21 protein-coding genes and 1 pseudogene are annotated in these 23442 nt (G+C 63.4%); 6 read left to right on the top strand and 16 right to left on the bottom strand.

Annotation, left to right across the window (positions count from 1 at the left end; translation table 11 throughout):
- The first annotated feature begins 241 nt into the window (after positions 1–241).
- Together M2368_RS15975 and M2368_RS15970 are read left to right on the top strand one after the other, a co-directional pair.
- A complete protein-coding gene (locus M2368_RS15975) occupies positions 242–1930 on the top strand; it encodes a glycoside hydrolase family 13 protein (protein ID WP_498724706.1) in 1689 nt (562 codons plus the stop codon).
- Positions 1931–2042: 112 nt separating this feature from the next.
- On the top strand, positions 2043–3050 hold the full coding sequence (locus M2368_RS15970) for a LacI family DNA-binding transcriptional regulator (RefSeq protein WP_105658460.1): 1008 nt from the start codon (positions 2043–2045) through the stop codon (positions 3048–3050).
- A gap of 199 nt (positions 3051–3249) precedes the next feature.
- Here M2368_RS15970 and M2368_RS15965 read toward each other — a convergent pair whose 3' ends face one another.
- Positions 3250–4590 carry an MFS transporter gene (locus M2368_RS15965; protein ID WP_498724704.1) on the bottom strand — a complete coding sequence of 447 codons (1341 nt, stop codon included), beginning with the start codon at positions 4588–4590 and terminating at the stop codon, positions 3250–3252.
- A 267-nt stretch (positions 4591–4857) separates the two neighbouring features.
- Here M2368_RS15965 and M2368_RS15960 point away from each other — a divergent pair, with 267 nt between their 5' ends.
- Positions 4858–5553 (top strand): IclR family transcriptional regulator, encoded by a 696-nt coding sequence (locus M2368_RS15960; protein ID WP_400290815.1) that lies wholly within the window; start codon positions 4858–4860, stop codon positions 5551–5553.
- 115 nt (positions 5554–5668) lie between these two features.
- On the opposite strand, the gene M2368_RS15955 is transcribed toward M2368_RS15960, so the two are convergent.
- From M2368_RS15955 to M2368_RS15945, 3 genes are all read right to left on the bottom strand, one after another.
- Complete coding sequence (locus tag M2368_RS15955) at positions 5669–6943, bottom strand: MFS transporter (protein WP_105658442.1); 1275 nt, start codon at positions 6941–6943, stop codon at positions 5669–5671.
- 113 nt (positions 6944–7056) lie between these two features.
- Positions 7057–10149 carry an AAA family ATPase gene (locus tag M2368_RS15950; protein ID WP_498724703.1) on the bottom strand — a complete coding sequence of 1031 codons (3093 nt, stop codon included), beginning with the start codon at positions 10147–10149 and terminating at the stop codon, positions 7057–7059.
- Complete coding sequence (locus M2368_RS15945; RefSeq protein WP_388025326.1) at positions 10146–11312, bottom strand: exonuclease SbcCD subunit D; 1167 nt, start codon at positions 11310–11312, stop codon at positions 10146–10148. Before M2368_RS15945 ends, M2368_RS15950 begins: the two co-directional genes overlap by 4 nt.
- 51 nt (positions 11313–11363) lie before the next feature.
- On the opposite strand from M2368_RS15945, the gene M2368_RS15940 reads away from it, so the two are divergent.
- Entirely contained in the window at positions 11364–12302 is a 939-nt protein-coding gene (locus M2368_RS15940; protein WP_498724702.1) for a hypothetical protein, read from the top strand.
- 77 nt (positions 12303–12379) lie between these two features.
- Here the strand turns inward: M2368_RS15940 and M2368_RS15935 are convergent, their stop codons facing one another.
- From M2368_RS15935 to M2368_RS15915, 5 genes are all read right to left on the bottom strand, one after another.
- Positions 12380–13381 carry a 3'-5' exonuclease gene (locus tag M2368_RS15935; RefSeq protein ID WP_105658459.1) on the bottom strand — a complete coding sequence of 334 codons (1002 nt, stop codon included), beginning with the start codon at positions 13379–13381 and terminating at the stop codon, positions 12380–12382.
- Positions 13382–13608: 227 nt separating this feature from the next.
- Complete coding sequence (locus tag M2368_RS15930; protein ID WP_498724700.1) at positions 13609–14106, bottom strand: SRPBCC family protein; 498 nt, start codon at positions 14104–14106, stop codon at positions 13609–13611.
- 189 nt (positions 14107–14295) lie between these two features.
- The gene (locus M2368_RS15925) at positions 14296–14991 is read right to left on the bottom strand and encodes a hypothetical protein (RefSeq protein WP_105658437.1); all 696 of its coding nucleotides are present in this window, start codon (positions 14989–14991) and stop codon (positions 14296–14298) included.
- The gene (locus M2368_RS15920; protein ID WP_498724699.1) at positions 14988–15905 is read right to left on the bottom strand and encodes an ABC transporter ATP-binding protein; all 918 of its coding nucleotides are present in this window, start codon (positions 15903–15905) and stop codon (positions 14988–14990) included. The genes M2368_RS15925 and M2368_RS15920 overlap by 4 nt, the downstream gene beginning before the upstream one ends.
- A gap of 29 nt (positions 15906–15934) precedes the next feature.
- Positions 15935–16294, bottom strand: coding sequence for a GntR family transcriptional regulator (locus M2368_RS15915; protein ID WP_181148913.1), 360 nt, complete (start codon positions 16292–16294; stop codon positions 15935–15937).
- A 383-nt stretch (positions 16295–16677) separates the two neighbouring features.
- Between M2368_RS15915 and M2368_RS15910 the strand changes: the two genes are divergently transcribed.
- Positions 16678–17805 (top strand): HNH endonuclease signature motif containing protein, encoded by a 1128-nt coding sequence (locus M2368_RS15910; RefSeq protein WP_332488199.1) that lies wholly within the window; start codon positions 16678–16680, stop codon positions 17803–17805.
- A gap of 66 nt (positions 17806–17871) precedes the next feature.
- On the opposite strand, the gene rdgB is transcribed toward M2368_RS15910, so the two are convergent.
- The 3 genes from rdgB to M2368_RS15895 form a co-directional block, all read right to left on the bottom strand.
- A complete protein-coding gene (gene rdgB / locus M2368_RS15905; RefSeq protein ID WP_105658434.1) occupies positions 17872–18504 on the bottom strand; it encodes an RdgB/HAM1 family non-canonical purine NTP pyrophosphatase in 633 nt (210 codons plus the stop codon).
- Positions 18501–19235: a ribonuclease PH gene (rph, locus tag M2368_RS15900; protein WP_498724698.1), complete on the bottom strand. Its 735-nt coding sequence runs from the start codon at positions 19233–19235 to the stop codon at positions 18501–18503. Before rph ends, rdgB begins: the two co-directional genes overlap by 4 nt.
- Positions 19236–19324: 89 nt before the next feature.
- Entirely contained in the window at positions 19325–19981 is a 657-nt protein-coding gene (locus tag M2368_RS15895; RefSeq protein ID WP_498724697.1) for a helix-turn-helix transcriptional regulator, read from the bottom strand.
- A gap of 88 nt (positions 19982–20069) precedes the next feature.
- On the opposite strand from M2368_RS15895, the gene M2368_RS15890 reads away from it, so the two are divergent.
- Positions 20070–20534 (top strand): hypothetical protein, encoded by a 465-nt coding sequence (locus tag M2368_RS15890; RefSeq protein ID WP_286134697.1) that lies wholly within the window; start codon positions 20070–20072, stop codon positions 20532–20534.
- Between the two features lie 228 nt (positions 20535–20762).
- On the opposite strand, the pseudogene M2368_RS15885 reads toward M2368_RS15890, so the two are convergent.
- The 4 genes and pseudogenes from M2368_RS15885 to clpS form a co-directional block, all read right to left on the bottom strand.
- Positions 20763–21557, bottom strand: a pseudogene (locus M2368_RS15885) (MBL fold metallo-hydrolase); the annotation flags it as partial.
- Complete coding sequence (gene murI / locus M2368_RS15880) at positions 21554–22477, bottom strand: glutamate racemase (protein ID WP_105662596.1); 924 nt, start codon at positions 22475–22477, stop codon at positions 21554–21556. The gene murI and the pseudogene M2368_RS15885, both read right to left, overlap by 4 nt.
- 3 nt (positions 22478–22480) lie before the next feature.
- Positions 22481–23059, bottom strand: coding sequence for a DUF2017 domain-containing protein (locus M2368_RS15875; protein ID WP_105662595.1), 579 nt, complete (start codon positions 23057–23059; stop codon positions 22481–22483).
- A 2-nt stretch (positions 23060–23061) separates the two neighbouring features.
- Positions 23062–23346 carry an ATP-dependent Clp protease adapter ClpS gene (gene clpS, locus M2368_RS15870; protein ID WP_105658428.1) on the bottom strand — a complete coding sequence of 95 codons (285 nt, stop codon included), beginning with the start codon at positions 23344–23346 and terminating at the stop codon, positions 23062–23064.
- Positions 23347–23442 lie beyond the last annotated feature (96 nt).

Raw genomic sequence — 23442 nt, 5'->3', positions numbered from 1 at the left:
TCATCAGGGACCGGGTCGGCCGCGATTTCCGCTGAACCTGCCGGTCGGGTCTTTAGTGGTGCGAGTAACACATTGATTGTAAGCGTTTACAGCGTGGCACAGATCATGAAAATTGACAACAATGCCGATAAAATCAGTTTTATCGGCCGAGGCGCGAATTCTGACCTCACCATGGAACGAAGGCTTTGAAGCATAATTGCAAGCGTTTACAAACTCTGGTGAATCATTTATCGTTACCGTCATGACTTCAATTCGTTCAGCAGCTGATTCCCTTGTGCAATCCGAAGACTCGCAGTGGTGGCGCTCCTCGGTGATCTACCAGATCTACCCGCGCTCCTTCGCCGATTCCAATGGCGATGGGATGGGCGATCTGCGCGGCATTACCCAACGCCTGGAAAGCATCGCTCAGCTTTCGGTCGACGCGATTTGGCTGTCGCCATTCTTCACTTCCCCGCAGAAGGACGCCGGATACGACGTATCGGACTACTGCGATGTGGATCCGCTGTTTGGAACCCTGGAGGACTACGACGCGATGGTCGCCAAGGCCCACGCATTGGGCCTGCGCGTCATCATCGACCTGGTTCCGAACCACTGCTCGGACCAGCACCCGTGGTTCCAGGAAGCGCTCAAGGCGGCGCCCGGTTCCCCCGAACGCGACCGCTTCATCTTCAAGGACACCCCGGCAACCGGGCGCCCGAATAATTGGGATTCGGTCTTCGGCGGCCCGATGTGGACCGAAACCAGGAATCCTGATGGCAGCGCCGGCCAGTCCTACCTGCATATCTTCGACTCCTCGCAGCCGGACTTCAATTGGCACAACGAGGAAGTGCGCGCGATGTTCCGCGACGTCCTGCGCTTCTGGCTGGACCGGGGCACCGACGGCTTCCGCGTTGACGTGGCCCACGGGCTGATCAAGGCCGAGGGCTTGCCGGACTTCACCCCGGACCCATCCGGAGCTTCCATGGGCGGCACCGACGAACTGGCTCCGTGGTGGGGCCAGGATGGCGTGCATGAGATCTACCGCGACTGGCGCAAGGTCATGGACGAGTACGACGGCGAGCGCGTGCTGTGCGCCGAGGCTTGGGTCAATCCCCTGTCGCTGATGGCCAAGTGGGTGCGCGAGGACGAGATGCACCAGGCTTTCAACTTCCCTTACCTCTCCTGCGACTTCGATGCCCAGCAGATCCGCGAAACCATCGACCAGTCCCTGGAGGAGTTCGGCAAGGTCGGCGCCCCGAGCACCTGGGTGCTCTCCAACCATGACGTGGTGCGCCATGCGACCCGCTTGGCGCTGACCGATGAGAACCCGCAAGGCGAGGGCATCGGCCTGAACACCCCGAACCTGCCGGAAGCTGCCGTGGGATTGCGTCGCGCTCGTGCTTCCAGCGCGTTGATGCTGGCCCTGCCAGGTGGCGCCTACATCTACCAGGGCGAAGAGCTGGGCCTGCCAGAAGCCGTTGAACTGCCAGATGAGGCGCGCCAGGATCCTACCTGGTTGCGCACCAATGGCGAGCGCTACGGACGTGACGGCTGCCGGGTGCCCTTGCCTTGGGAAAGCGGCAAGCCCGCTTTCGGCTTCAGCGCGACCGGTGAAAGCTGGCTGCCGCAGCCGGAAGGCTGGGATTCCTATGCCCGCGATGCGCAGGTCGATGACCAGTCTTCCACGCTGAACCTGTACCGCCGCCTGTTGCAGCTGCGCCAGGATCACGCACTGGGCACCGGCACCCTGGATTGGGTCGAAGGCACTGCGGATGATGTTCTGGCTTTCACCAACGGCACTGTGCTGGTCGTGGCCAACTACGCTGCAACTGCACAGCCCTTGCCTGCCGGTGCGCAGGGCGCCACCGAACTGGTGCGCAGCCAAAGCGAGATTTCGGCGGAACCGGGAATGATTCCGGGCGAAACCACGCTCTGGTTCCAGTTGCCGTAGCCGGCCATCTGATGACCGGATGCAGCCGCACCGGGTAATGTTGGGCAGGAGCCGTGGCCAGGGGAAGGAATTTCCCCTAGCCACGGCTGTGCCCATGAAGGAAGGAAGAGAAGTGGCCGGGATCAAAGACGTCGCACAAGCCGCTGGCGTATCCATTGCCACCGTCTCGCGCGCATTATCTGGCCGGGGTTCTGTCTCCGCGTCCGCGCAGGAGGCTGTGCAGCGCGCCGCCACTGAGCTGGGCTATGTGGTCTCATCTTCCGCGTCCGGGCTGGCCTCGGGACGCACCCGCAACATCGGCGTGCTCGTTCCGGTGATCAACCACTGGTTCTACGCTTGCGTGCTGGAAGGCATTTCCAGCCGCTTGATGGACGAGGGCTATGACACCACCCTCTATCAGCTGACCAAGGACCGCACCCAGCGCGAGAAGATCTTCTCCGATTTCCTGCTGCGCCAGCGCGTGGATGCGGTGATCGCGGTCAACGTCGAGTTGGCTGGGGACGAGGTCCAGGCGCTGCTGGCCATGGACAAGCCCCTGGTTGGCGTGGGAGGACCGCTTCCCGGTGTGCCGACCCTGCACGTGAATGACGAAGCGATTTCTGCCCTCGCGACCGGGCACCTCATCTCCCTGGGCCATGAACGCATTGGCTTCATCGGCGGCAACGCGGAAACCGATGTGGATTTCATGGTGCCCACCCACCGCCGCACCGGCTACGAGCGGGCGCTGGCCGAGGCTGGACTTGAACTGGATGAGTCGCTGTTCGCCAGCGCGGACTTCTCCATGGCCCAGGGCTACGCGGTGGCCAAGCAGCTGCTGGGCAACCCGGCATCCCGTCCGACGGCAGTGTTCGCAGCCAGTGATGAAATGGCCATTGGCGCGATCCTGGCCGCCCGCGATCTCGGTTTGCAGCTGCCCCATGACCTGTCGGTCATCGGCGTGGACAATCACGACCTGGCCGAGCTCTTCGGCTTGACCACCGTCGAGCAGCGTCCGCATGAGCAGGGGCAGCTGGCGGTCGCCATGCTGCTGCGTGCTATCCGCGGCCAGGAACCGGCGCAAGCCCACGAGTTGGGTCATCGGCTGATCGTGCGCTCCTCCACCACCCGCCCCGCCCAATAACCGGCCCAGGAATTCCCCGGGCCCAAACGCCGGCGGCCTAGGTGCAATCGATGGCGGTGGCCGGAATTTGGCCGTGCAGCAAACTGCCCGCTGCATCCGCCCACTGATCGGCAAACCACCGGTCGCCAGACGCGCAAATGCCCGCGCGGGCCAGGATCGCTTGATCGCTTGCCTGCGCGGGCATTGTACTGCCGCGAAACTAGTGCGCCACGCGCGAGTCGGCCTGTTCGCCCTCGATTTCTTCCACGTGCAGGTTGCGTCCACGAGTCTCGCCCACCCAGAGCACCGCTGCCACGGAAATGATGGTCAGCACCATGATGTAGATGGCAATCGAGATCGAAGAACCTGTGGTCTCCAGCAGGATCTGCGCCACGGTGGCCGCGAAGGCACCGCCCAAAATAGCGCCAATGGCGTAGCCAATGGAGATGCCCGAGTAGCGGATCTGCGCCGGGAACATCTCCGCGTACATCGCCGACTGCGGGCCGTAGGACAAGCCCAGGCCAACGGTCAGCACGAAGATCGCAATGGTGTACAGCACGATGTTTCCGGTGTCGACCATCAGGAACATCGGGATCATCCAGATGAACACCAGCGCGTAGCCGATCACGAAGGTATTGCGGCGCCCGATCTTGTCCGAGAGCCAGCCGCCGACCAGGGTGAAGATCAGCCAGCCCACCGAACCGATGGTGGTGGCCAGGAGGATCGGCGCCACCGGCATCTCGAGGACCTTGGTGGTGTAGGAAATGAAGAACGCGATCACCAGGTAGCCGGCGGCGTTGTTCGAGATGAAGATCAGCGCGGCCTGCAGGACCTGCTTGGAATGGCTGGTCATCAGCTCGCGCAGCGGGGTGTGCTCGGAAGCCTTGCGCTGGGCGAGCTGCTTGAAGACCGGGGATTCCTCAACCGCACGGCGGATCATGTAGCCCACGAAGATCAGCGCAATGGAGAGCAGGAACGGAATGCGCCAGCCCCATGCGGCGAACTCTTCCGGGCTCATGGCAACGCGCAGGATGTAGAGCAGGCCTGTAGCCAGGATCATGCCGATGGGCACGCCGATCTGCGGGTAGGCGCCGAAGTAGCCGCGGCGATCCTTTGGTGCGTGCTCTACCGCCATCAAGGCCGCACCGCCCCATTCGCCACCGGCCGAGAAGCCCTGGACCACGCGCAGGAGCACCAGCAGGATTGGCGCGGCCACGCCGATGGCCGCGTAGGTTGGCAGCAGGCCGATGGCCGCGGTGGCAACGCCCATGAGGATCAGGGTGAGCACCAGGATGCGCTTGCGTCCGTAGCGGTCGCCCAGGTGGCCGGCAACCACTGCGCCCAGGGGACGGAAGAAGAAGGAGATGCCAATCATTGCGAAGGAAAGGATCTGCGCGACACCCGGATTCGACTGCCCCAGGGGCTCGAGGAACAACGGGGTCAGCAGGGTCGCGGTGAGCTGGGCGAAAATGAAGAAGTCGTACCACTCAATGGTGGTGCCCACCAGGGTGCCGGCAAGAACCCGGCGCTCCTCCTGGGTGCGAGTGACAGTCGATGACATGGTTTGGCCTTTTTGCGAGTTGTTTACCGACCGTTCGGACGGTTTATGTCGCACACCATCATATGCCCACAGTGAAGCAGATCACAAGATCTATCCAAATCGTGACCAGCTCCAGCCAGGCACTCTCTCCCGCAACGGGCTGGGAATTCGGTGTTCTAATAGAGAACGACTAAAATCGGATATAGATCACCGACCGCCAGGTCCCCCGGTTCACTACGAAGGCCCTCGACGACGTTCCAGCAGCGCCGCACGCCAGATTGAAGAACAATGCCTACCTCCCAGACGCTTTCGCGTGGAATCCGCGTCCTTGAAATCGTCGCCAATTCCCCGGTCAATCTTTCCATCGCGGAAATCGCCGCGAAACTGGAAGTCCACCGCTCCATTGCCTACCGCATCATCCGCACCCTGGAGCAGCATCACCTGCTCAACCGCGATGAGGCCGGGCATATCCGTTCCGCTTCCGGCTTGGCCGTGCTCGCCCGCTCGGTCCAGCGCGACCTGCAGGCGGCCGCCACCCCGGAACTCACCGCGCTGGCCAACGAGCTGTCGATGACTGCTTTCGTGGCCGTCTGGGAACACGACCTGTGCACCACCTTGCAGTCGGTCTCCCCGTTGAACTCCCAGCGCGCGATCGTCCACCGCCCGGGCTCGGCGCACGGCATGGATGTGGGAGCAGCCGGCATCGCGATCCAGTCGCGCTATGCCAAGGCCGAGTGGGATGCCCTGGACACGGGCATCGAGTACCGCGAAGCTGCCGTCGCGGCCCGGGTTGACGGCTATGCCACCAGCGAGAACGAAGTCATCCAGGGCGTGACCTCCATTGCCGTTCCGATCCAGCATTCCGGGCAAACCCCGGCGGCCTTGGCCGTCGTCTTCGCCGCCAGCACGGTCGGCGGGTACGAACGCATGATCGAGGAACTCAAGCACGCAGCAGCGCGCATCAGCGAAAAGCTCGCGCACTAGCAATTCCCGGCGGGGAAAGAAGCATCCCGCTGCCTTTCGCCTGCTGGGCGAGGTGCAACGGGATGCTTCTTATCCAGCTTTGCTGGCCGGCCGCAAGATGCGCAGAGTTCTTGCCCTAGCGGACGCGGGCCAGCGACGGGGACTTCGCGACAACGATCTTCATCGCCACAGCGGCCAGGAAGATCACCAGTGCGCCACCGGTGGAGACCCAGAAGGCGCCGAGGTAGCCCAGGGTCTCGGCGAAGACGCCGGCCAAGCCGTTTCCGATCGCGGTTCCCACAACAATGCCGGCAGAGAGCATGGTCATCACGGTGGACAGGCGCTGCGGCGGAGCGACTTCGCCGCCCAGGGTCATGACCGTGACGATCACCGGCCCTACCGCAAATCCTGCGATGAACAGGGCAACCAGCATCAGCGGGACATTGCCGGCCACGTGCAGGCCGAAGCTGAGCACGGTCAGTGCTGCGCCGCACAGGATCCAGCGGTTGATCTGCTTGAAGGCCTGCGGCCAAGCGGCCACGGAGATCGCGGCAATCGCGCTGGAGAAGCCCATAGCGCCATAGAGCAGGCCGCCGGAGTTGGAATCGCCCTGCGCCCCGGCAAAGGCCAGGGTACCGGCCGCCGAGGAACCGAAGACCGTGCCCAGCGCCATCATGCCCAGGACCAGGGCACCGATCGCGGCAACCTGCGCGCCGCTGATCGAGACCTTGGGAGTGTGCTCGGCGGTTCTCGCCGGCTTCACCGCATTGCCGGTACGGTGCGAGGCGAACACCGGCACCAGCACCAGGGTCAGCAGGGCGGCAAGGTAGAGCGGCAGCACCGGATCCACCAGGGAGGCCAGCAGACCCACGGCAACCGGGCCGAAGACGAAGCCCAGTTCATCGAACATGGACTCCAGGCTCAGTGCCGCCGAAAGGACCTTGTGGTTCTTCTTCTGCTGGCGGGTGATTGCAATCCAGCGGACGCGGGACATCGGGCCGACCTGCGGGCCGGTAGCACCGGCGGCCAGGCACATGATCGAGAGCAAGGCCGCGGACATGTCCGGTCCCGAATCGGCAAACAGCGTCAGGGCAACCAGCAGGATGGTGTGGATGACCGCGACAGTGGTCAATACCGGGCGCTGGCCCACCCGGTCAGCCAGATAGCCGATGCTCGGACCGCCAATGGCGGACCCCAGGCCAACCATGGCCGCGGCCAAGCCGCCCATGGCATATGAGCCGGTGGTAGCAGTTACCAGGGTCATGGACCCGATGGTGAGCATCGCCAGTGGGAGGCGTGCAAGGAAAGTAAGCGGCAGGAAGGGTGCTCCCACCAAAGGAACTAACGCGGAGTATCCGGACATCTTCTCGGATTCCTCACTGTTTTCCTTCGACAAAGTAGGCTGAGTCAACAAAACTCCATGAAGAAGCGTGCGTCGTCCCACACCCCCCGACGCACAAAATTTCCCAGGCATGCCTGATGGCACTACTTTCAAGATAGCTACTGCCCTGGGGCAAGTCCAATCTATCCAGCCAAGATCACAGTGCCATCGCGTTCAATGGTGGAACCGTGCTGGGTCTTGCTGACCGAAATCCGATTGGTGATGCGCTGCTTCATTTCTGCCACGTGGGAGACCAAGCCGATGGTCCGTCCCCCGGCACGCAAGTTTTCCAGCGCCTGCATGACTTCTTCCAGCGTCTCGGCATCCAGCGAACCGAAGCCTTCATCGACGAAGAGCGTCTGCATGTCCACTGCCCCGGAATGGTGCGAAATGACATCCGCCAGGCCCAGTGCCAGGGCCAGCGAGGCCATGAAGGTCTCGCCTCCGGAGAGCGTCTGGGTCTCCCGGCGCTTCCCGGTCCACGAATCGAGCGCCTGCAGCCCCAACCCGGACTTCGAATTGCCCTGCTTGGAATCATCATGGTGCAGCGAGTAGCGGCCGCCGGACATCATGCCCAGGCGCTGCGTTGCGGCGATGGCCACTTCCTCCAGCCGGGCAGCGAGCACATAGGTGCTCAGCGTCATCTTGTAGAGGTTCTCTCCCCCGCCACGAATCACTTCAGCCAATCCGCGCAGCCGGCGGTAGGCTTCGATGACCGGGCCTGCCTCGGTCCGCTGGCGTTCAAGATCAGTGGCTGCTTGCTCGTGGCGAACCAGCTGGGTCTGCGCCAGCACTTCTTGTTCCCGCGCCGCTTCGAAGCGTTCTTCGGCGAGGGAAGAGAGCAGCTTCGCTTCGGCAATCCCTTCTTCGCTTGGCCCTTCTAGGCCCTGCGCGGATAATTCCTGGGCCTTGAGGCAGTCCTGCGACGCTTCAAGCGTGGCAATGGCACTGGCCAGGTCGGCATCGGCACGCTGCAGCTGGCGCAGGCGCTCGCGTTCGGCGCTGTCCAGCAAGGCGGCCTCGAAGGCAGCCGGATTCTCGAAACCGGCGGCCGTGCGCTGGCTATTCCAGGTGGCCTCGGACTTCTCCAGCGCCTCGTCCGCCTCGAGGAAACGGCGCAGGTTCTGCACCGCACTGGCCAAGCCCTGGGACGTAGCGGACAGCTGCGCCACAAGTTCGGCCAGGTTCTCCCGGCCTTGGCGCAGCTGCTCCAGCTTGGCGTCGAGTTCTGCCAGCTGGGTTTGCAGGGACTGCGCACGCTGCTTCGCGGTGGCGTGCTCGAGTACCGCCTGGGATGCCCGCGCGTTCTGCTGCTCGGTACGCTGGCGCACCGCATCCAGCTTTGCCACGCGGGCAGCGATTTCTCCTTGCTGCTTCTGCTCCCGTTCCAGCCCGGCCTGCGCCGTGGCAAGCTCCGTCCGCAGGTCCGCGACCGGGGCATCGCCAGCGGCTTCCTGCGCGGCCTGGAACTTGGCCATCAGGGTGTCGCGCGCCTGCGCGGCCCGTTGCCCGGCAGCTCTTGCCGCAGCCACCGCGGCTTCCAGCGCCTGGATCTGCTCATCGTCGATCAGCGGCGCATCGGCATCCGCCCGGGCCGGGGCGGGATGCTCTTGCGCACCGCAGACCAGGCACGGTTGCCCGTCTTCCAGCGCGGCAGCCAATCGCAAAGCGCTCTGGGCCAGCTGCTCGGTACGCAGGTCAAGCAAGGTATTGGCTACGCCTACAATCTCCAGCTCTTGTGCGCTGGACTGCTCCCGTGCGGCCAGCGCCTGCTTCTCCAGGGTGTCGCGCTCGGTGGCATGCTGGATCCTGGTCTCCAGCCCCTTCACCTGTTCCTTGGCCTGCTGGACCTTGCCGCCGGCGGCTACCTGGTCGAGGTCCGCGGCTTCCAGCGCAGCACGTTCGGCCTTGAGCAAGGCAACTTCGGCTTCGGCCTGGGCACGGGTCTCTTCCTGCGCAGCGGCCAGTTCGGCGGCCTTGCGTGCCTGGCCGGCCAGGACGCCGCGGCGCTTTTCATCGTCCAGGCCCGCCTTGGCCACCGCTAGTTCTTCGGCCGCTTGCTGCGCCGGCAGGCGCAGCTGCTCCAGACCGGCAGCGTCGGCGCTGGGGTCCAGCCCCTGTTCGGTTTCAAGCCACAGCTTGCTGTCCAGCCAGGTTGCCTTGGCCTGCTCCTGGGCGACGGATGCCTCCTGGAGCTGGGCCTGGTAGGCACGCACCGCGCCTGCCTTGGCATCGCTGTCCAAGCGCGCGGCAGCCGCTGCGGCCGCTTCATGGTTCTGGGCATAGCCGGCCTGCATGCCGCGCAGCTCGGCCAGGCGCGCGAAGATCCGGCGGCGTTCCTCCAGGGCCTGCGCCTGCTCGCGGGTGCGGGTCATCTCGGTGCGCAGTTTGGCCGCTTCTAGGGCCGAGTCCCGGTGAACCGCCGCGATCCGGCGGTGATAGCCGGCGAACTGCTCGGCACTGCTCAGGTCCACCGCCGCGGCCTGTCCAGCGCCATCGGCGTCGGCGTTCGCTTCGCCGTCGGCCTCGGCGGGCTCATCGCTGGCTTCGCGGCCAGCGAGGAACGCCCGGGCAGCGGAATGGATGGCCTCTTCGCTGGCGCTCAGGCGTGCTTCCAGGCTCTCGGTTTTCTTGCGCTCTTCGGCCAGCCGAGCGGCGAATTCATCCTCGATCCGCGCATAGCCGCTGGTATCGAAGAGATTCGCCAGGAGATCTTCGCGGTCCTTGGCCTTGGCCCGCAGGAAGTCCGCAAAGCCGCCCTGCGGCAGCATGACTACCTTGGTGAACTGCTCGCGGTCCAGACCCAGCAGGCTGCCCAGGACGTGGCCCACCTCGTCGTTGCGGGTGGACAGTTCCTTCCAGCCCGAACCGGTGAACTCGCGCAGGAAGCTGGCGGCCTTCTGCTCGGTGGTCTTGTTCTTGCCGCGCTTGGACGGGCGCATCCAGGCCGGCGAACGGGTGACCTCGAAGCGCCGGTCGCCGATGGTCAGCTCGCAGACCACTTCCGGAGCCAAACCGGCCGGGGCATGGTCCGAACGGATCTGCCGGCTGCCGGCGCGGCTTCCGGGCAACGCACCGTACAGGGCGTAGCAGATCGCATCCAGGATGCTGGACTTGCCGGCACCGGTGGGGCCATCAAGCAGGAACAGCCCGCCTTCGGCCAATTCATCGAAGTCGATCTCTTCGGTGCCTGCGAAGGGCCCGAACGCCTGGATCTGGAGTTTGTGGATTCTCACTGGCTGGCCTGTGCCTCTCGGGTGGCTTGGATGACGGCGCCGATGACTTCCCGTTCCAGTTCATCGGCCGCGCGTTCGCGGACATGTTCCATGAAGTCCCCCACCACTTGTTCGGTGCTGGCGGCCTTGGCCATGCGCTCGGCATAGCTCGCCGGCTTGGCATCCCCGCCGGCGTGATCGGGGGCGAAATTCAGCACCACGGTGTCGGGGAAACGGGTTCGAATCGTTGCCATCGCGTCGGCGGGGCGCTCGCTATCGGTCAGCGTGACCTGGCACCATGCATCGACGGCGGATTCCAGTTCCGGATCCGCCAGGAGCTCAGCGAGCTTGCCCTTGAGGATGGCCAATTTCTTCGGCACCGGAAGCAGGACTTCCTGCACGGACTCTATGCCCCGGGCGTTGGTGTCGATCAGCCATACGCCCTTGCGCTGCGTTGCCTCGGAGAAGGAGTATGCCAGCGGAGAGCCCGAATAGCGCACGTGCTCCTTGACCTTCTGCCGTCCATGCAGGTGCCCCAGCGCCGAGTAGTCGAAGCGCTCGAAAAGCTCTGCCGGAACCACGTCGAGGTTGCCGGTGCTCAGCTCGCGTTCGGAGTCGCTGCCGTAGCCGCCGGCGGCGAACAGGTGGGCCATCGCGATGGAAACTACCGGTTTTTCCCCTGCCCGCAGTTGCGCAAGATCTTCTTCGATCTGCGCGATGGCCGCACGGACCACCGCTTCGTGGCTGGCCTTTTCCACGCCCAGGCGTTCCATCACCATGCGCGGTTCCAGGTACGGGATGCCGTAGATGGCCACCCGGTGATCGCCGGCATCGTGGATAACCGGCAGCAGCATGCGCTGGAGGTCGGCGATGATGTGCACCCCGGCGCTGTCCAAGAGCTCTGCGCCGAAGCCCAGACGGGAGGCCGAGTCGTGGTTGCCGCTGGTGACCACGACGGCGGCCCCGGTGGCGCGCAGCTCGCGCAGCACCCAGTTGCACAACTGGACGGCATCCACATGCGGCAGCGCGCGGTCGTAGATGTCACCGGAAATCAGCACCGCATCAACCTGCTGATTAATCGTGATGTCGATGATTTCCTGCAGCACTGCGCGCTGCGCTTCGATCAGGGAGGCCCCGTGGAAGGTCCGTCCCAAATGCCAGTCCGAGGTGTGAAGCAATCGCATGTGTCCAACCTTATGCAATGCCGCGGACAACTTGGACATTAGAATGGTGATGTGAATGAAACCGGTGAAACTGCACTCCTGCCAGAGAACTACTCAGACAAGGTGTTTGCGATCCTCCTCGGCCTAGCCGATGGCGCAACCCACGCCCGTGACGAAATTGACCCCGGGGCCACCGAAATCCTCCCGCTCTACCTGGCCGACGGCCTGCTGGAAGCGCTGGAATGGGCCAAGGACGGTGTCGCCAGCGACGAAGCGGCCTGCATGTGGCTTGCGGCCCTGCGCGGCTACAGCAAGATCGCCGGCTCCTTCCCGGAACGCGCCCCGCAACCTCTGGGCCGCTGGATCGACAAGGACTTCGCCAACGTCGAGATCTTCGAGAAGATCCTGGACGGCGATCCGCAGAACCTCGCCGGCCTGGACAGCCCCGACATGGGACAGCCGGGGCGTCCCACCGGCGCTGGCGCCGACTCCACCGGCGTGCTGCCGCGTGCCGCGATTGCCGCGCTGCTGGCTCGGGTCCCTGTGGGCACCACCGAGACCCTGGCCCGTTCGGCCGCCTTCCTGACCCACGACGACCAGGCGGCCAAGACCGCCATTGCCGCGGCGAAGATCATCCGCTCGGCGATGGAACGCTCCGAGGCCGCCGCCGGCGAATGGGCCGAGCTGCTCGTTGGCCTGCAGGGCCCGTCGGCCGATGCGCTGCGCGAGGTGGCCACCAGGATCGCCGAGAACATCTCGCTGTCCCCCGAAGAGGCCTACGCGGCGTACTTCGGCGAGCATTCCGCCGAGCAGGACGGGGACTCGGACATCGAGGCCGCCCCGGCGGCAACCGCCGAAGAAGAAGCTGCCCGGGATCCCGAGGTCGACGCCTACGCTGTAGCGCTGCTGGCTGCCATCTACGGCACCGAAGCCGTCGGCGAGCGCCCCGCGAGCGCACTGGATGACATCATCTCCGAGCTGCATGACCGCTGGATGGCGCTGCTGGTCTAGGAACCGCGCCCAGGACCAAGTGGCAGAAGCCCGGCCGGCACAGATTCGAACTGTGCCGGCCGGGCTTCTGCGGTTTGCTAGGCGGTCAGGCCGAACCCGCCAACCATCTGCATGAACTCGCCTTCGGAGATGATGCTGACCCGCTGGCCCTTTTCGCGCAGCCGGAGTACGTGCTTGGCCTTGTTGGTCAGCCGCCCGTTGGCCAGATCCTCGGGAACGAAGCCGTCTCCGACAACCAGCGCCGTGGTGGCGCGGGTGACCCGCGAGGCGGTCTGCGCGCCGTGTTCGGCGGCCAGTTCCTTGGCCTTGGGGCGCGGCATGGACAGGTTGCCGGTGAACACCATGATCTGGCCGAACAGCGGATGGCTGGGATCCGCGTTGTCGCTCGGCTTCGGGTTCGGCCCTTCCTGCGGCCAGTTGTTGAAGGAATCCTGCGGCGGCAACGGGTTGCCAGCAGCCAGCCAGCCCTGGGCGTCGCGGGTGGCGCGGGACAGTTCGTGGCCTGGCTGCCACGGCTGGGTCAGGCTCAGCCGGACGCCATAGTGGTCTGCCGTCTCCAACACGGACTGCTGTCCGCTGCGCCCGGCGATATCGATCATTGCCCAGGCACAGGCCACAGCGTCAGCCAGGGCCTCGTGGTGGTTTTCGATAGGGTGCCCGGCTTCTTCGGCAACGAACGGCAGCGAGTAGCTGGGCAGATCATAGGCCTTGCGGGAGAGCTTGACGGTGCACAGGTGCGCAATTTCCGGTACCGGCAGTTCGCCGGCTTCGCACGCCGCGCGGATCACTCCGGAATCGAACGACGAATTGTGGGCCACCAGCACGTCGGATCCGATGAATTCCAGCAGTTCCGGAATCCTGTCGGTCACCCGTGGCGCGGCGCTCACCATGTCGGGGGTGATGTGGTGGATCGAGACGTTGCGCGGGTCGAAGTGGTCGAAGCCTGCCGGCGGCTGCATGAGCCACTGTTCGGTTTCGACGATTTGCCCGGAGCGTACCTTGACCAGGCCCACCGAACAGGCGGAGCCGATAAAACCGTTTGCTGTCTCAAAATCTACTGCTGTGAAGTCCAATGCCACGCCCAATAGCTTACTCGCTTAATCGCTGGCACCGGCATGCGTGACATTCGCGCACCGTGCACCGCGCGGTGACCGCCGGGCGATAACGTGCCAATAATTCGCTGCAACCCGATTTTGACCTGTATCGATCAAGTTATCGGCGGCCTGGCTGGCTTGGGCGCAAGGCAGGTCATCTCACAATCATCAGCCGGCCGCATTGAGCGAGTCGAACCCTGCACGCAGGGAACTCAGTGCCCGAACAGCTCCTCGTAATGCTCGCTGAGCGCCGGATAGTAATCGGCCTCGAAGTCCACGCTGTCGGCATCGGCTCCGTTCACCACGGCTGCCAGGCGGTCCAGGTAGTAGTCCCAGCCCGGCCCGACGGAGCCGGCGAGCTGCGGGTCAAGGCCCGGCATCCGGAAGACCAGGGAACTGCCCTCGCCGCAGGACTGCACCGCGAGCTCCAGCCGCCAGGCCGAGGGGCCTGTTCCAAGTTGCACCTGCAGGTGGTGCATGCGCGAATCGCAACGCAGGATTTCGACTCGTTCGGTGGGTGAACCGTCCTCGAGCAGCATCACCACGTCCACCGCGCCGCGCTCCGGGTCCCCGTGCCATGGGCCATACCAGAGCGCCAAGCACTGGGAGTCTGCCAGATAGCGCCAGATCCTGCTCGGGGATTGGGTGAACTCGCGGCGCAATTCCAGCGCTCCGTCTGCGGTTCGAATTCCGGTCGGCGAGGCGCTCATGATTTCTCTCCTGGGTTGCTCCCCTGCCGCCGCGGCACGGGCGGCTCCAGCGCCTTCACCGGCAGTCATTGAAGAATAGCAAATCGCGGTCCCGGGCCGCTGGGCGCCTTCTTGCAAAAGCAGGCACCGGTTCCCTTCCCCCAAGGGAAAGGGAACCGGTGCCCATATGCCCTGCATTTCGGACCCGGGTTAGGCGGTTGCCTTGCGCAAGGTGAGATAGGATCCTCCTGCCATCAGCAGGGCCACCAGGCCGCCCCACAGCGTGATCCCCGCGGCGGTCCAGGTCAAGGCCCAGCTCCAGAACTGGTCCCAGTAATTGCCGAAGGTGAACAGGGCGATGATTCCCAGCACCACCACACCCAGCAGGGTGAAGAAAACCACCATGCCCGTGGTGCGCCACCTCATGTAGATGGTCGCTATCAGGAAGCCGACCATGAACAGCAGCACCATCAGCACGAAGTAGAACAGGATCTGGACCAGCCAGTTGTTATCCGCAATCCATTGCAGGGCGAAGAACTGGCCGCCCATGCCCCAACCACCGGTGGCGACTTCCAGCAATCCAATCAGGTAGTAGAACACCGACAGAACCAGTGCGCAGACGGAGAACAGTGCCACGGTTCCCAGATAGAAGGTACGCCGCGAAATGCTCATGGCCATGGAGAACGGGAAAGTCAGCGTCAGCGCCTGGATACCCAGGGCCAAGAAGTACCACATCGGCGCTTGGGCGCCACCGCTGTACAGCCCTTCGTCGCTGCCGTTGCGCCGGACCAGCCACCAGATGGCCAGTGTGAAGAGGAACGATCCACCCAGGATTATCAGCGGGATTCCAATGAAAGTGGCTTTGTTGATCAGTTGCATGCGGGCGACTTTGATGATGCGGTTCATTTTCTTGCCTCCGTCCGTTCGTCGATCCCTGTTTCGGTGGTGCTGCTCAAGGCGCTGCGGACTACCAGTTGCTGCAGCGAGACCGGACTCAGGTCCAGGCCCATGAGCTTCGCTTGTTCGCGCTGCTCCGAATCCAGCTTGGCCTTGATGGTGACGCTGGCCAGGGCGCCGAGTGCATCACGATGGATTATCTGCGCGGAGCCGATGAATTCCTGGACCTTGGCGTCCTCGCCAGTTACCGTTACCGCTGTGCCGCGCAGCTCTTCGGCATCCGAGTCGATGACGATTCGCCCCTTGTCGATCACGATGACGTGTTCGAGCAGGTTGGCGACTTCATCGATCAGGTGGCTGGAGAGCACGATGGTGCGTGGATATTCCGCGAAGTCTTCGACGAGGCGGTCATAGAAGATCTGCCGCGCTACCGCGTCCAGGCCGAGGTAGGGTTCGTCGAAGAACGTGATGTCCGCCCGCGAGGCCATGCCGATGATCACGCCCACCGCGGACAGCTGCCCGCGGGAGAGCTTCTTGATCCTGCGCCTGGTGGGCAGTGCGAACGCCTCGACGAGATCCTGGGCCAGTTCCTCATCCCAGTTCTCGAAGAACAGGGCTGCGGATTTGAAGGCCTGGTGGACCTTGAAGTCATCGGGGTACTTCTGGGATTCGCGGATGAAGCAGATGCGCGAGAGCGTCGGATCATGCTCGAAGGGGGCGTGGCCGAAGATTTCGGCGGTGCCTTGGTCCGCATAGTTCTGCCCGGTCAGGATGGACATGAGCGTGGTCTTGCCGGCCCCGTTCCGTCCAAGCAGCCCGTAGATACGGTCGTGTTCCAGTTCCAGGCTGACGTTGTCGAGCGCTCGCACGTCCTTGTAGGTCTTGCTCAGCTCGCGTGTGGCGATTGCTGTCGTTCGTGGCATGTCGTTCCTCCCTGCCTAGTAGAGATGTTTCAAGAATCCGAACCGGTCTTGATCATGGCGACCAGCTCATCCAGGCCAATGCCCAGCTTGGAGGCTTCTGCGGTCAATGGGGTGATGAATTGCTGTTGGAATTTCTCGCGGCGCTGTTCTCGCAGCCGCCGCGGTGCACCTTCGGTGACGAACATGCCGATCCCCCGCTTCTTGTAGAGCAGTCCGTCTTCCACGAGCCGGTTGATTCCCTTGGCTGCTGTGGCCGGATTGATCCGGTAGAACGCTGCGAATTCATTGGTTGATGGAACTTGCGCTTCTTCTGCAAGAACACCAGAGATGATGTCGTTCTCAATCAGCTCAGCAATCTGCAAGAAGATCGGTTTTGAATCATCAATCATGCTGGCTCCTCTCCGTGCTCATTTCCACTAGGTTAGTTAGTGGGTTAGTTACTCATGTAACTAACCATAGAACCTCGTTCGGTTCTGTGCAATAGCGGGGCGGCAAAATATCCACGGAAAATCCGGTACCCCAAACTGTCCGCCTCGCTATCTATGCTGGGAACTGTCGACGGGGCTGCCTGGAACGGGCACCGGCGATGGTGCGTTCACCGTGGTGAGCACGGAAATGGAGCTGCAGACCGAGACAACGCATGGCGCAACCCGAAACCGGGAAGGGCTGGCGATGGCTACGAATAATTTGCAGTATCTGGCCCAGGAAAATAGTGATCGCACGCTGGGCAATGACCGCAATCCACGGATTGCAGGCCTTTATGGGAGGGACCATGCAAGAACTTTTCAATCGCCTTGAGGCTCCGGATCCGCTTCTCGGAGCATTGGATCGCCAGATCCTGCTCGGGCTGTACAAGGTGCTTTTCCCCGAATCCACCGGTGAAGAAATGGCCCGCGCTACCCGGCGCGAGCTGATCGCCAGAATCCAGGACTCGCGCGCTGGCACCATGCAGCGTCCCGGCCGCAATATCCTGGACTACCCCTTGCGCCGCCCGAACCAAGCGGCATTGAATCGCGCACTGCTCACCGGCACGAAGGGCCAGCCGGTATATTGGTGCCGCCAGGCAAATGCACTGGCTTCCGCGGCGGCCCTGGGGCAGGAGAACGAGTCATTCCGCTGGAATTTGGAGGAACCCCTGCGGGCAGGCGATCTCGTCCTGACGGCATTGGAGGGCACTCCAGCGTTGATTGCCAGCCTTGAAATCACCGAAGCGGATGAGGCGGAGCGGCTCACCTTCACCAATTTGGCGACCTTCACCGACCCGATCTCCGTGGCTGAGCTCGAGTCCATGATCGGCGCAGAACTTCCAGGACGCTCGCAGTATTTGGCAGATTCCCTTGCCCAGAAGCTTCTGGGCAGCATCGGGGATCTTCTCGAACGCCCCCGCCCGATATTCGTCACCGCCGGACCTTGCACTCCCTCGCAGCCTGCGAAGGCCAATGAGGTGCTGGGCGTAGTGGCCATCCTCCAGAAGGCTTCACCGTATGAACCGCTTGCTTGCGAAATCTGCGATCGGGATATTTCTGCCAGGCCCGAGGTCCACCTGCCGCAGAGCCATCACAACGGCCTGCGTTGGGAGATCCAGGACCATGCCGATGAGGTGGTGCTGCTTTGCCGTGGCTGCCACGACATGGCCCACCAGCCAACCCTGGAACAGCTCCGGAAGTTCGCGAAGCCTGCCTGCCCGGAATGCGGGGAACGCAATCCGCTGAAGATCATCTGGGGAATGCCAAGCTTCATGCCCGATGACGACGAGTACGTCACCGCTGGCTGCATGATGCCTGTGGGGCCTCCCGCACAGTGGCAGTGCCGCGCATGCGAAACCCAATACCTGGTGACCGAGTTCGACGAGCGGCCCTACCTGGCCCTGGCACGGTCCGGCGAGAACTTCCCGCACTAGCGCAAGAACGCCTGCAAATCCGTTTCAGGATTTGCTGGCGTTCTTGTTCTATCCAGGACTTGGAGGCTACTTGGCCAAGGCCTTGGTGACCTCGTCGATAATGCTGGGCAGCAACGCGGCGAAGGCGCGAGCCCGGTGCGAGATCGCGTTCTTCTCCTCCGGAGTGTGCTGGGCCATGGACTTGCCGGCACCGGCCGGTTCGAAGATCGGATCATAGCCGAACCCATGCTCGCCGGCACGCTCGGTGCGCAGCACGCCTTCGACCTTGCCCAGTTCCACGTGCTCGGCACCCTCTGGGGTAGCCAGTGCCGCGGCGCAGACGAACTGCGCTGCGCGGTGCTCGGCAGCAATATCGCCGAGCTGCCCGAGCAGCAGATCGATATTCGCTTCGTCATTGCCGTGCACCCCGGACCAGCGCGCCGAGAAGATTCCCGGCGCTCCCCCGAGCACATCCACGCTCAAACCGGAATCATCGGCCAGCGCCACCAGGCCGGTGGATGCCGAGATCTCGCGGGCCTTTTTCAGCGCATTGCCCTGGAAGGTGACCTGGTCTTCAACCGGATCGGCAGCCCCAGCGGTGGCGGCGTCGATGACCTGGCTGTCAACATCCAAGCCCGGCACCTGCCCGCGCAGCAATTCGCGCAATTCGCGCAGCTTGCCCTGGTTGCGCGAGGCAAGCACCAGTACCGGCTTGCTCATTTGGTGCTGCTCAGGGTTTCACGCTGGATCTCGGCCAGCTCGTTGGTACCGCCAAGGGCCAGGTCCAGCAGGGCATCCAGCTCCTTGCGCTTGAATGGAACCCCTTCGGCGGTGCCCTGGACCTCGACGAAGTCGCCGGATCCGGTGACCACGACGTTCATGTCGGTCTCGGCGCGAACATCTTCCTCGTAGGGCAGGTCCAGCATCGGGGTGCCATCGATGATGCCCACCGAGATCGCGGCGACCGAGTCGGTGAGCACCTTGGCGTTGGCCTTCACGATGCCCTGCGAACGGGCCCAGGAAATTGCTTCTGCTAGTGCCACGTAGGCACCGGTGATGGCGGCAGTGCGGGTGCCGCCGTCGGCCTGCAGGACGTCGCAGTCCAGCACGATGGTGTTTTCGCCCAGGGCCTTGGTGTCCACGACGGCACGCAGCGAGCGGCCGATCAGGCGGGAAATCTCATGGGTGCGGCCCGAGAGCTTACCCCTGACCGATTCGCGGGAGTTGCGGGTGTTGGTAGCACGTGGGAGCATCGCGTATTCAGCGGTGACCCAGCCGGTGCCTTCGCCCTTGAGCCAGCGTGGCACGCCCTCGGTGAAGGACGCGGTGCACAGCACGCGGGTGTTGCCGAATTCGATCAGCGCCGAGCCTTCGGCCTGAGCGGACCAGCCACGGGTGATGGTAATGTCTCGAAGTTGCGCGGCTCCTCGGCCGTCAGCGCGTAAAGTCATGCTTCCATCCTAACCACGCGCACCGCGCGATCTGTACGGGTGAACCCGCGAGTTACGGTGAAATGCACCTCGTGGCGCATCCTTGGCAGCTACTGAGGATGCACCACAACGCAGCATCGCCCGGGACGCGGGCTCAGCTCGGCCCGGCTGCAATCCAACTGGCACCCCTCCAAGACGCCTGAAACCAGTTCATAGTTCATGGAGCAGACCAGTTCGGTCTGCTGCTGCGCGACCAGATGGAAGGGGCAGTTCCCCATGGAGATCTCTCCTCGCTCGTCTGCTTCAGGCGCATAGCCCAGCTCGTCCAGCAGCGGCACGAGCCCGTCACCGGCCTGCCCCAGATTCTGCCCCTCGCCTCGTGCCGCCTGACGCAGCGCCTGGAGCACAACCCCCGAGGCATCGGCACTGGCCGCGTTGGCCAGCAAGCTGCCCAAGAGGCGGTAATTGCGCGCTGGCAAGCTCACGGAGACTTCCTCTTGGGCGAGCGCGTAAAGTTTCGCGGTGCGCCCGGCCCCCGGACCGTTTTTGCCCTCCGGCCGCGCGAAAGTCACCGCCAGCAATCCTGCGCTTGCCAGCCGGTCCAGATGGTAGGCGGCCAGGGTCCGGCTGATTCCTGCGGCCTTGGATGCCGCGTCGCGTCCTGCCGGTTGCGGGCTTTGCGAAATGAATTCGAAAAGTCGCCGCCGAACCGGATCGTTGAGCGATCTGAGGACCGCATCTTGTTGCAAGCTCAGTTTTGTCGACATGCCAGAATTCTATCAACAATGGATATTGACAAATAGGCCCGAGAGGCGAATTCTGGGTATACGTTCAAACCTTTGGAGGGTGATCGCCATGAGCGCCTCATGGAGCGAGAAGCATCCGGTCTCGCACATACGGGCAACAACAGCTGCACGAGTCAACACCGACCCGTCGTTGAGCGCATTCTGGATCCTGCGCATTGGATTTGTCGTCCTGCCCCTGCTGATGGGACTGGACAAGTTCGCGAACGTCATGACCTACTGGCCGGAATACCTGGCCCCGTGGATCATTGACATCATGCCGTTCTCCGCGCAAACCGCCATGCATTTCGTTGGCGTGGTGGAACTGGTTGCCGCCGCATCGATGATCATCAAGCCGCGCTACGCGAGCTATGTGCTGTCACTGTGGCTGCTGGGCATCATCGTCAATCTGGTCTCGATGGGCGTCTTCCTCGATGTCGCCCTGCGCGACGTGGGACTGCTGGTCGCCGCATTGGCCCTGACCCGACTGGCCAGCAAATACGACAAGCCCTGGGGCGCCAAGCACGGCGCCGGCTAGGCTGCTTCCGGGAACGCGAAAAGCACCGGCGCAGAGGATATTTCTTCCTGTCCGCCAGTGCTTTTCTCCGGTTCCGCGTGCCTACTTCTTGCGTTTGAGCAAGGGGAACTTGCGGGTCTTCTCGTACTTGATGGTCGGCATGGTGCCTGTACGGGTCTTCAGGTAGTCGGTACCGCGCTCCCCCTTGAACAGGGCCGGGTCCTTGTCTTCCTTCAGGCTGCCGGAGTACACGCCGTAAGTCACCCCGGAAACGGCAACAGCGATCCCGCCGTCGTAGGTTTCCTTGGCTTCTTCGACTACCTTGTTAATGTCGGTCCATACCGGAATGTGCGTCAGCAGCATGCGCTCGGCACCGGCCGCGGTCGCCATTTCGCCAGCACGCTTGCCCGTCAGGTGCACGCCGTCGATATGGTCATCGCGGCCCTCTTCGAAGGCCGCTTCGCACAGGAACATGTCAGCGCCGCGGGCTGCCTCAACCAGGCCATCGCAGCTGTCGGTGTCCCCGGAATAGGTCAGCACGCTGGTCAGCAGCTCGCCGTCGGGCCCCGGCTCGTGCGCTTCCACGCGCAGCGCGTAGGCTTCCTTGATCGGGTGGCGCACTGGGTAGGGAGTGATGGTGAAGGGACCGATGTTCACCGGCTGCAAGGATTTCCAGACCTGGAAGTCGTAGTCCTTGGCCATGGTGTCGCCATCGGGCAGGGAGTAGGCCGTTTCAATGCGTTCGGCGGTATCTTCCGGACCGTGCACCAGCATCCGGTCCCGGCCCCAGCCCGTCGGATCCCAGCGAATCGCCACATGCAAACCGCAAAGGTCCATGCAGTGATCCGGATGCAGATGGGAAATCATGATCCCGTCAATGTCTTTTAAATCGGTGTAACGCTGAAGCACGCCCAACGCGCCGGAGCCCAGATCCAGCAGGATCTTCCAGTCGCGCGTGCCATCAAAGGCCGACACCAGGTAGCAGGAAGCGGGCGATCCCGGCCCTGGGAATGACCCGGTGCATCCAATGATGGTCAGCTTCATTCGTTACTCGCTTTCGACGCGGCAATCATCTGCGGGGTAATCCGCGAAATAGCTCCGGTCGGATAGTGGGCGGCTACATGGTCCACGTGGCGCACCTGCAGCACCTCGGGTCCGAGGAATCGGCGAGCCAGTACACCAAAGCTATCAGCGTTGCCTGTGGCTAGGAACTCATGACGCGCCGCGGCGCCGTCGTTGCGCACCAGGGCATGGCGGGTCAACGCCCGGAAAACGTCCTTTGCCGTTTCCTCGGCACTCGAAACCAAGCTGACCGAATCCCCCATGACATAGGAGATCACGCCGGTCAGCAACGGATAGTGCGTGCATCCCAGAACCAGGGTGTCTACATCGGCGGCCTGCAGCGGCGCCAGGTATTCCTGCGCGATCTCCAGCAGCTCGGCACCGGCGGTAATGCCGGACTCCACGAACTCCACGAAGCGCGGGCAGGCCACGGTGGAGACCTGCAGGTTCGGCGCGGCCGCAAAGGCGTCCTCGTAGGCGCGTGAACCAACAGTCGCCTGGGTGCCGATGATGCCGATCTTGCCATTCTTCGTGCCGGCTACCGCACGGCGCACCGCCGGCTGGATGACCTCGACGACCGGGATGCCATAGCGCGCGGTATAGCGCTCGCGAGCATCGCGCAGCACTGCGGCAGAGGCCGAATTGCAGGCAATCACCAGCAGCTTCACGCCACCATCTACCAGCTCATCCATCACCCCCAGCGCATTGGCCCGAACCTGGGCAATGGGCAGCGGGCCATAGGGAGAGTTGGCGGTATCCCCCACATAGATCAGCGATTCGCCCGGCAGCTGGTCAATGATCGCGCGGGCCACGGTCAGCCCGCCAACGCCCGAGTCGAAAATGCCGATGGGGGTATTGGCCTCCGGGGCCGAGACCTGCCCGGTAGCAAAGTAGGAATTCATGGATTAGAACTCCGCATCCATCAGTGCAGCCATCAGGGTATCGAGGACCCATGAAATCAGGTTGTACACCAAGGACATGTATTCGTCCGGGGTGTTCACCTCGGATGCATCGAGCACCTCTGCGACCCGGGCCGAATCCTCTTCACTGCGGATTTCCAGGCGCTCTGCGAGCACCAGGCGCACGTCGTTCAGCGCTTGGGCAAAACGCGTCGCGGTGTCCTTGTCCAAGACCAGCTTTTCGGTGTCCAGCAGCATCTGGGCCTCGCGCAGGCGGCCAACCTTTTGCGCGATCAGGTCGGCTTCGGTCAGCCGGCGATGCTCCGCGGCGGCCACTGCGTCATCGCTGGCATCCGGCAGCAGCCTGGCCAGCGCTGGATCGGAAACCGGCGGCAGGTCCATGGACTCGGGCCGCATGCCGGTCAGGGCGTAAAGCGGATCAACATCTTCGGGCAGCTGGTGCAGCTGCGCACGCTCCTCGAGCATTCCAATGACATCGCCGAAGAGTTCGCGGATCAGTTTTCGTTCTGCGGAGTGCAGTGTTCCGGTAATGCCCTTGGAACCGTTCTTGAAGGCCTTCGCCACGTTCAGGCTCCCTGGGTCATCGTTGCGTTCAGGCCGAATCCGTGCATTGCCTGCACATCGGATTCGATAGCTTCGCGGCTGCCGCTGCGCACCGTGCAGAAGCCGTCATGGTGCACCTGCAGCATGAGCTTCTCGGCTTTTTCCGCGCTGAAACCAAAGTAGGAACGGAACACGTAGGATACGTAGCTCATCAAGTTCACTGGATCATTCCACACGACCAAGCGCCAGGGCTTGTCTTGGGATACCAGGGTTTCAAATTCGGAAAGTACATCGGGCATTGCGGTCATGGCTTCCATTTTACGCTTGGAAGCTGAACGCAACACCGGACACGGCAAATATCACCTTGAGCGTGAGCCGTTATACAGTAAAACCGGTCTGCTTTC

This window comes from Arthrobacter sp. JUb119 (assembly GCF_024807995.1).
Classification (GTDB): Bacteria; Actinomycetota; Actinomycetes; order Actinomycetales; family Micrococcaceae; genus Glutamicibacter.
The sequence above is the reverse complement of the archived record's forward strand: the minus strand, read 5'-3'. Positions and strand labels throughout refer to the sequence as shown.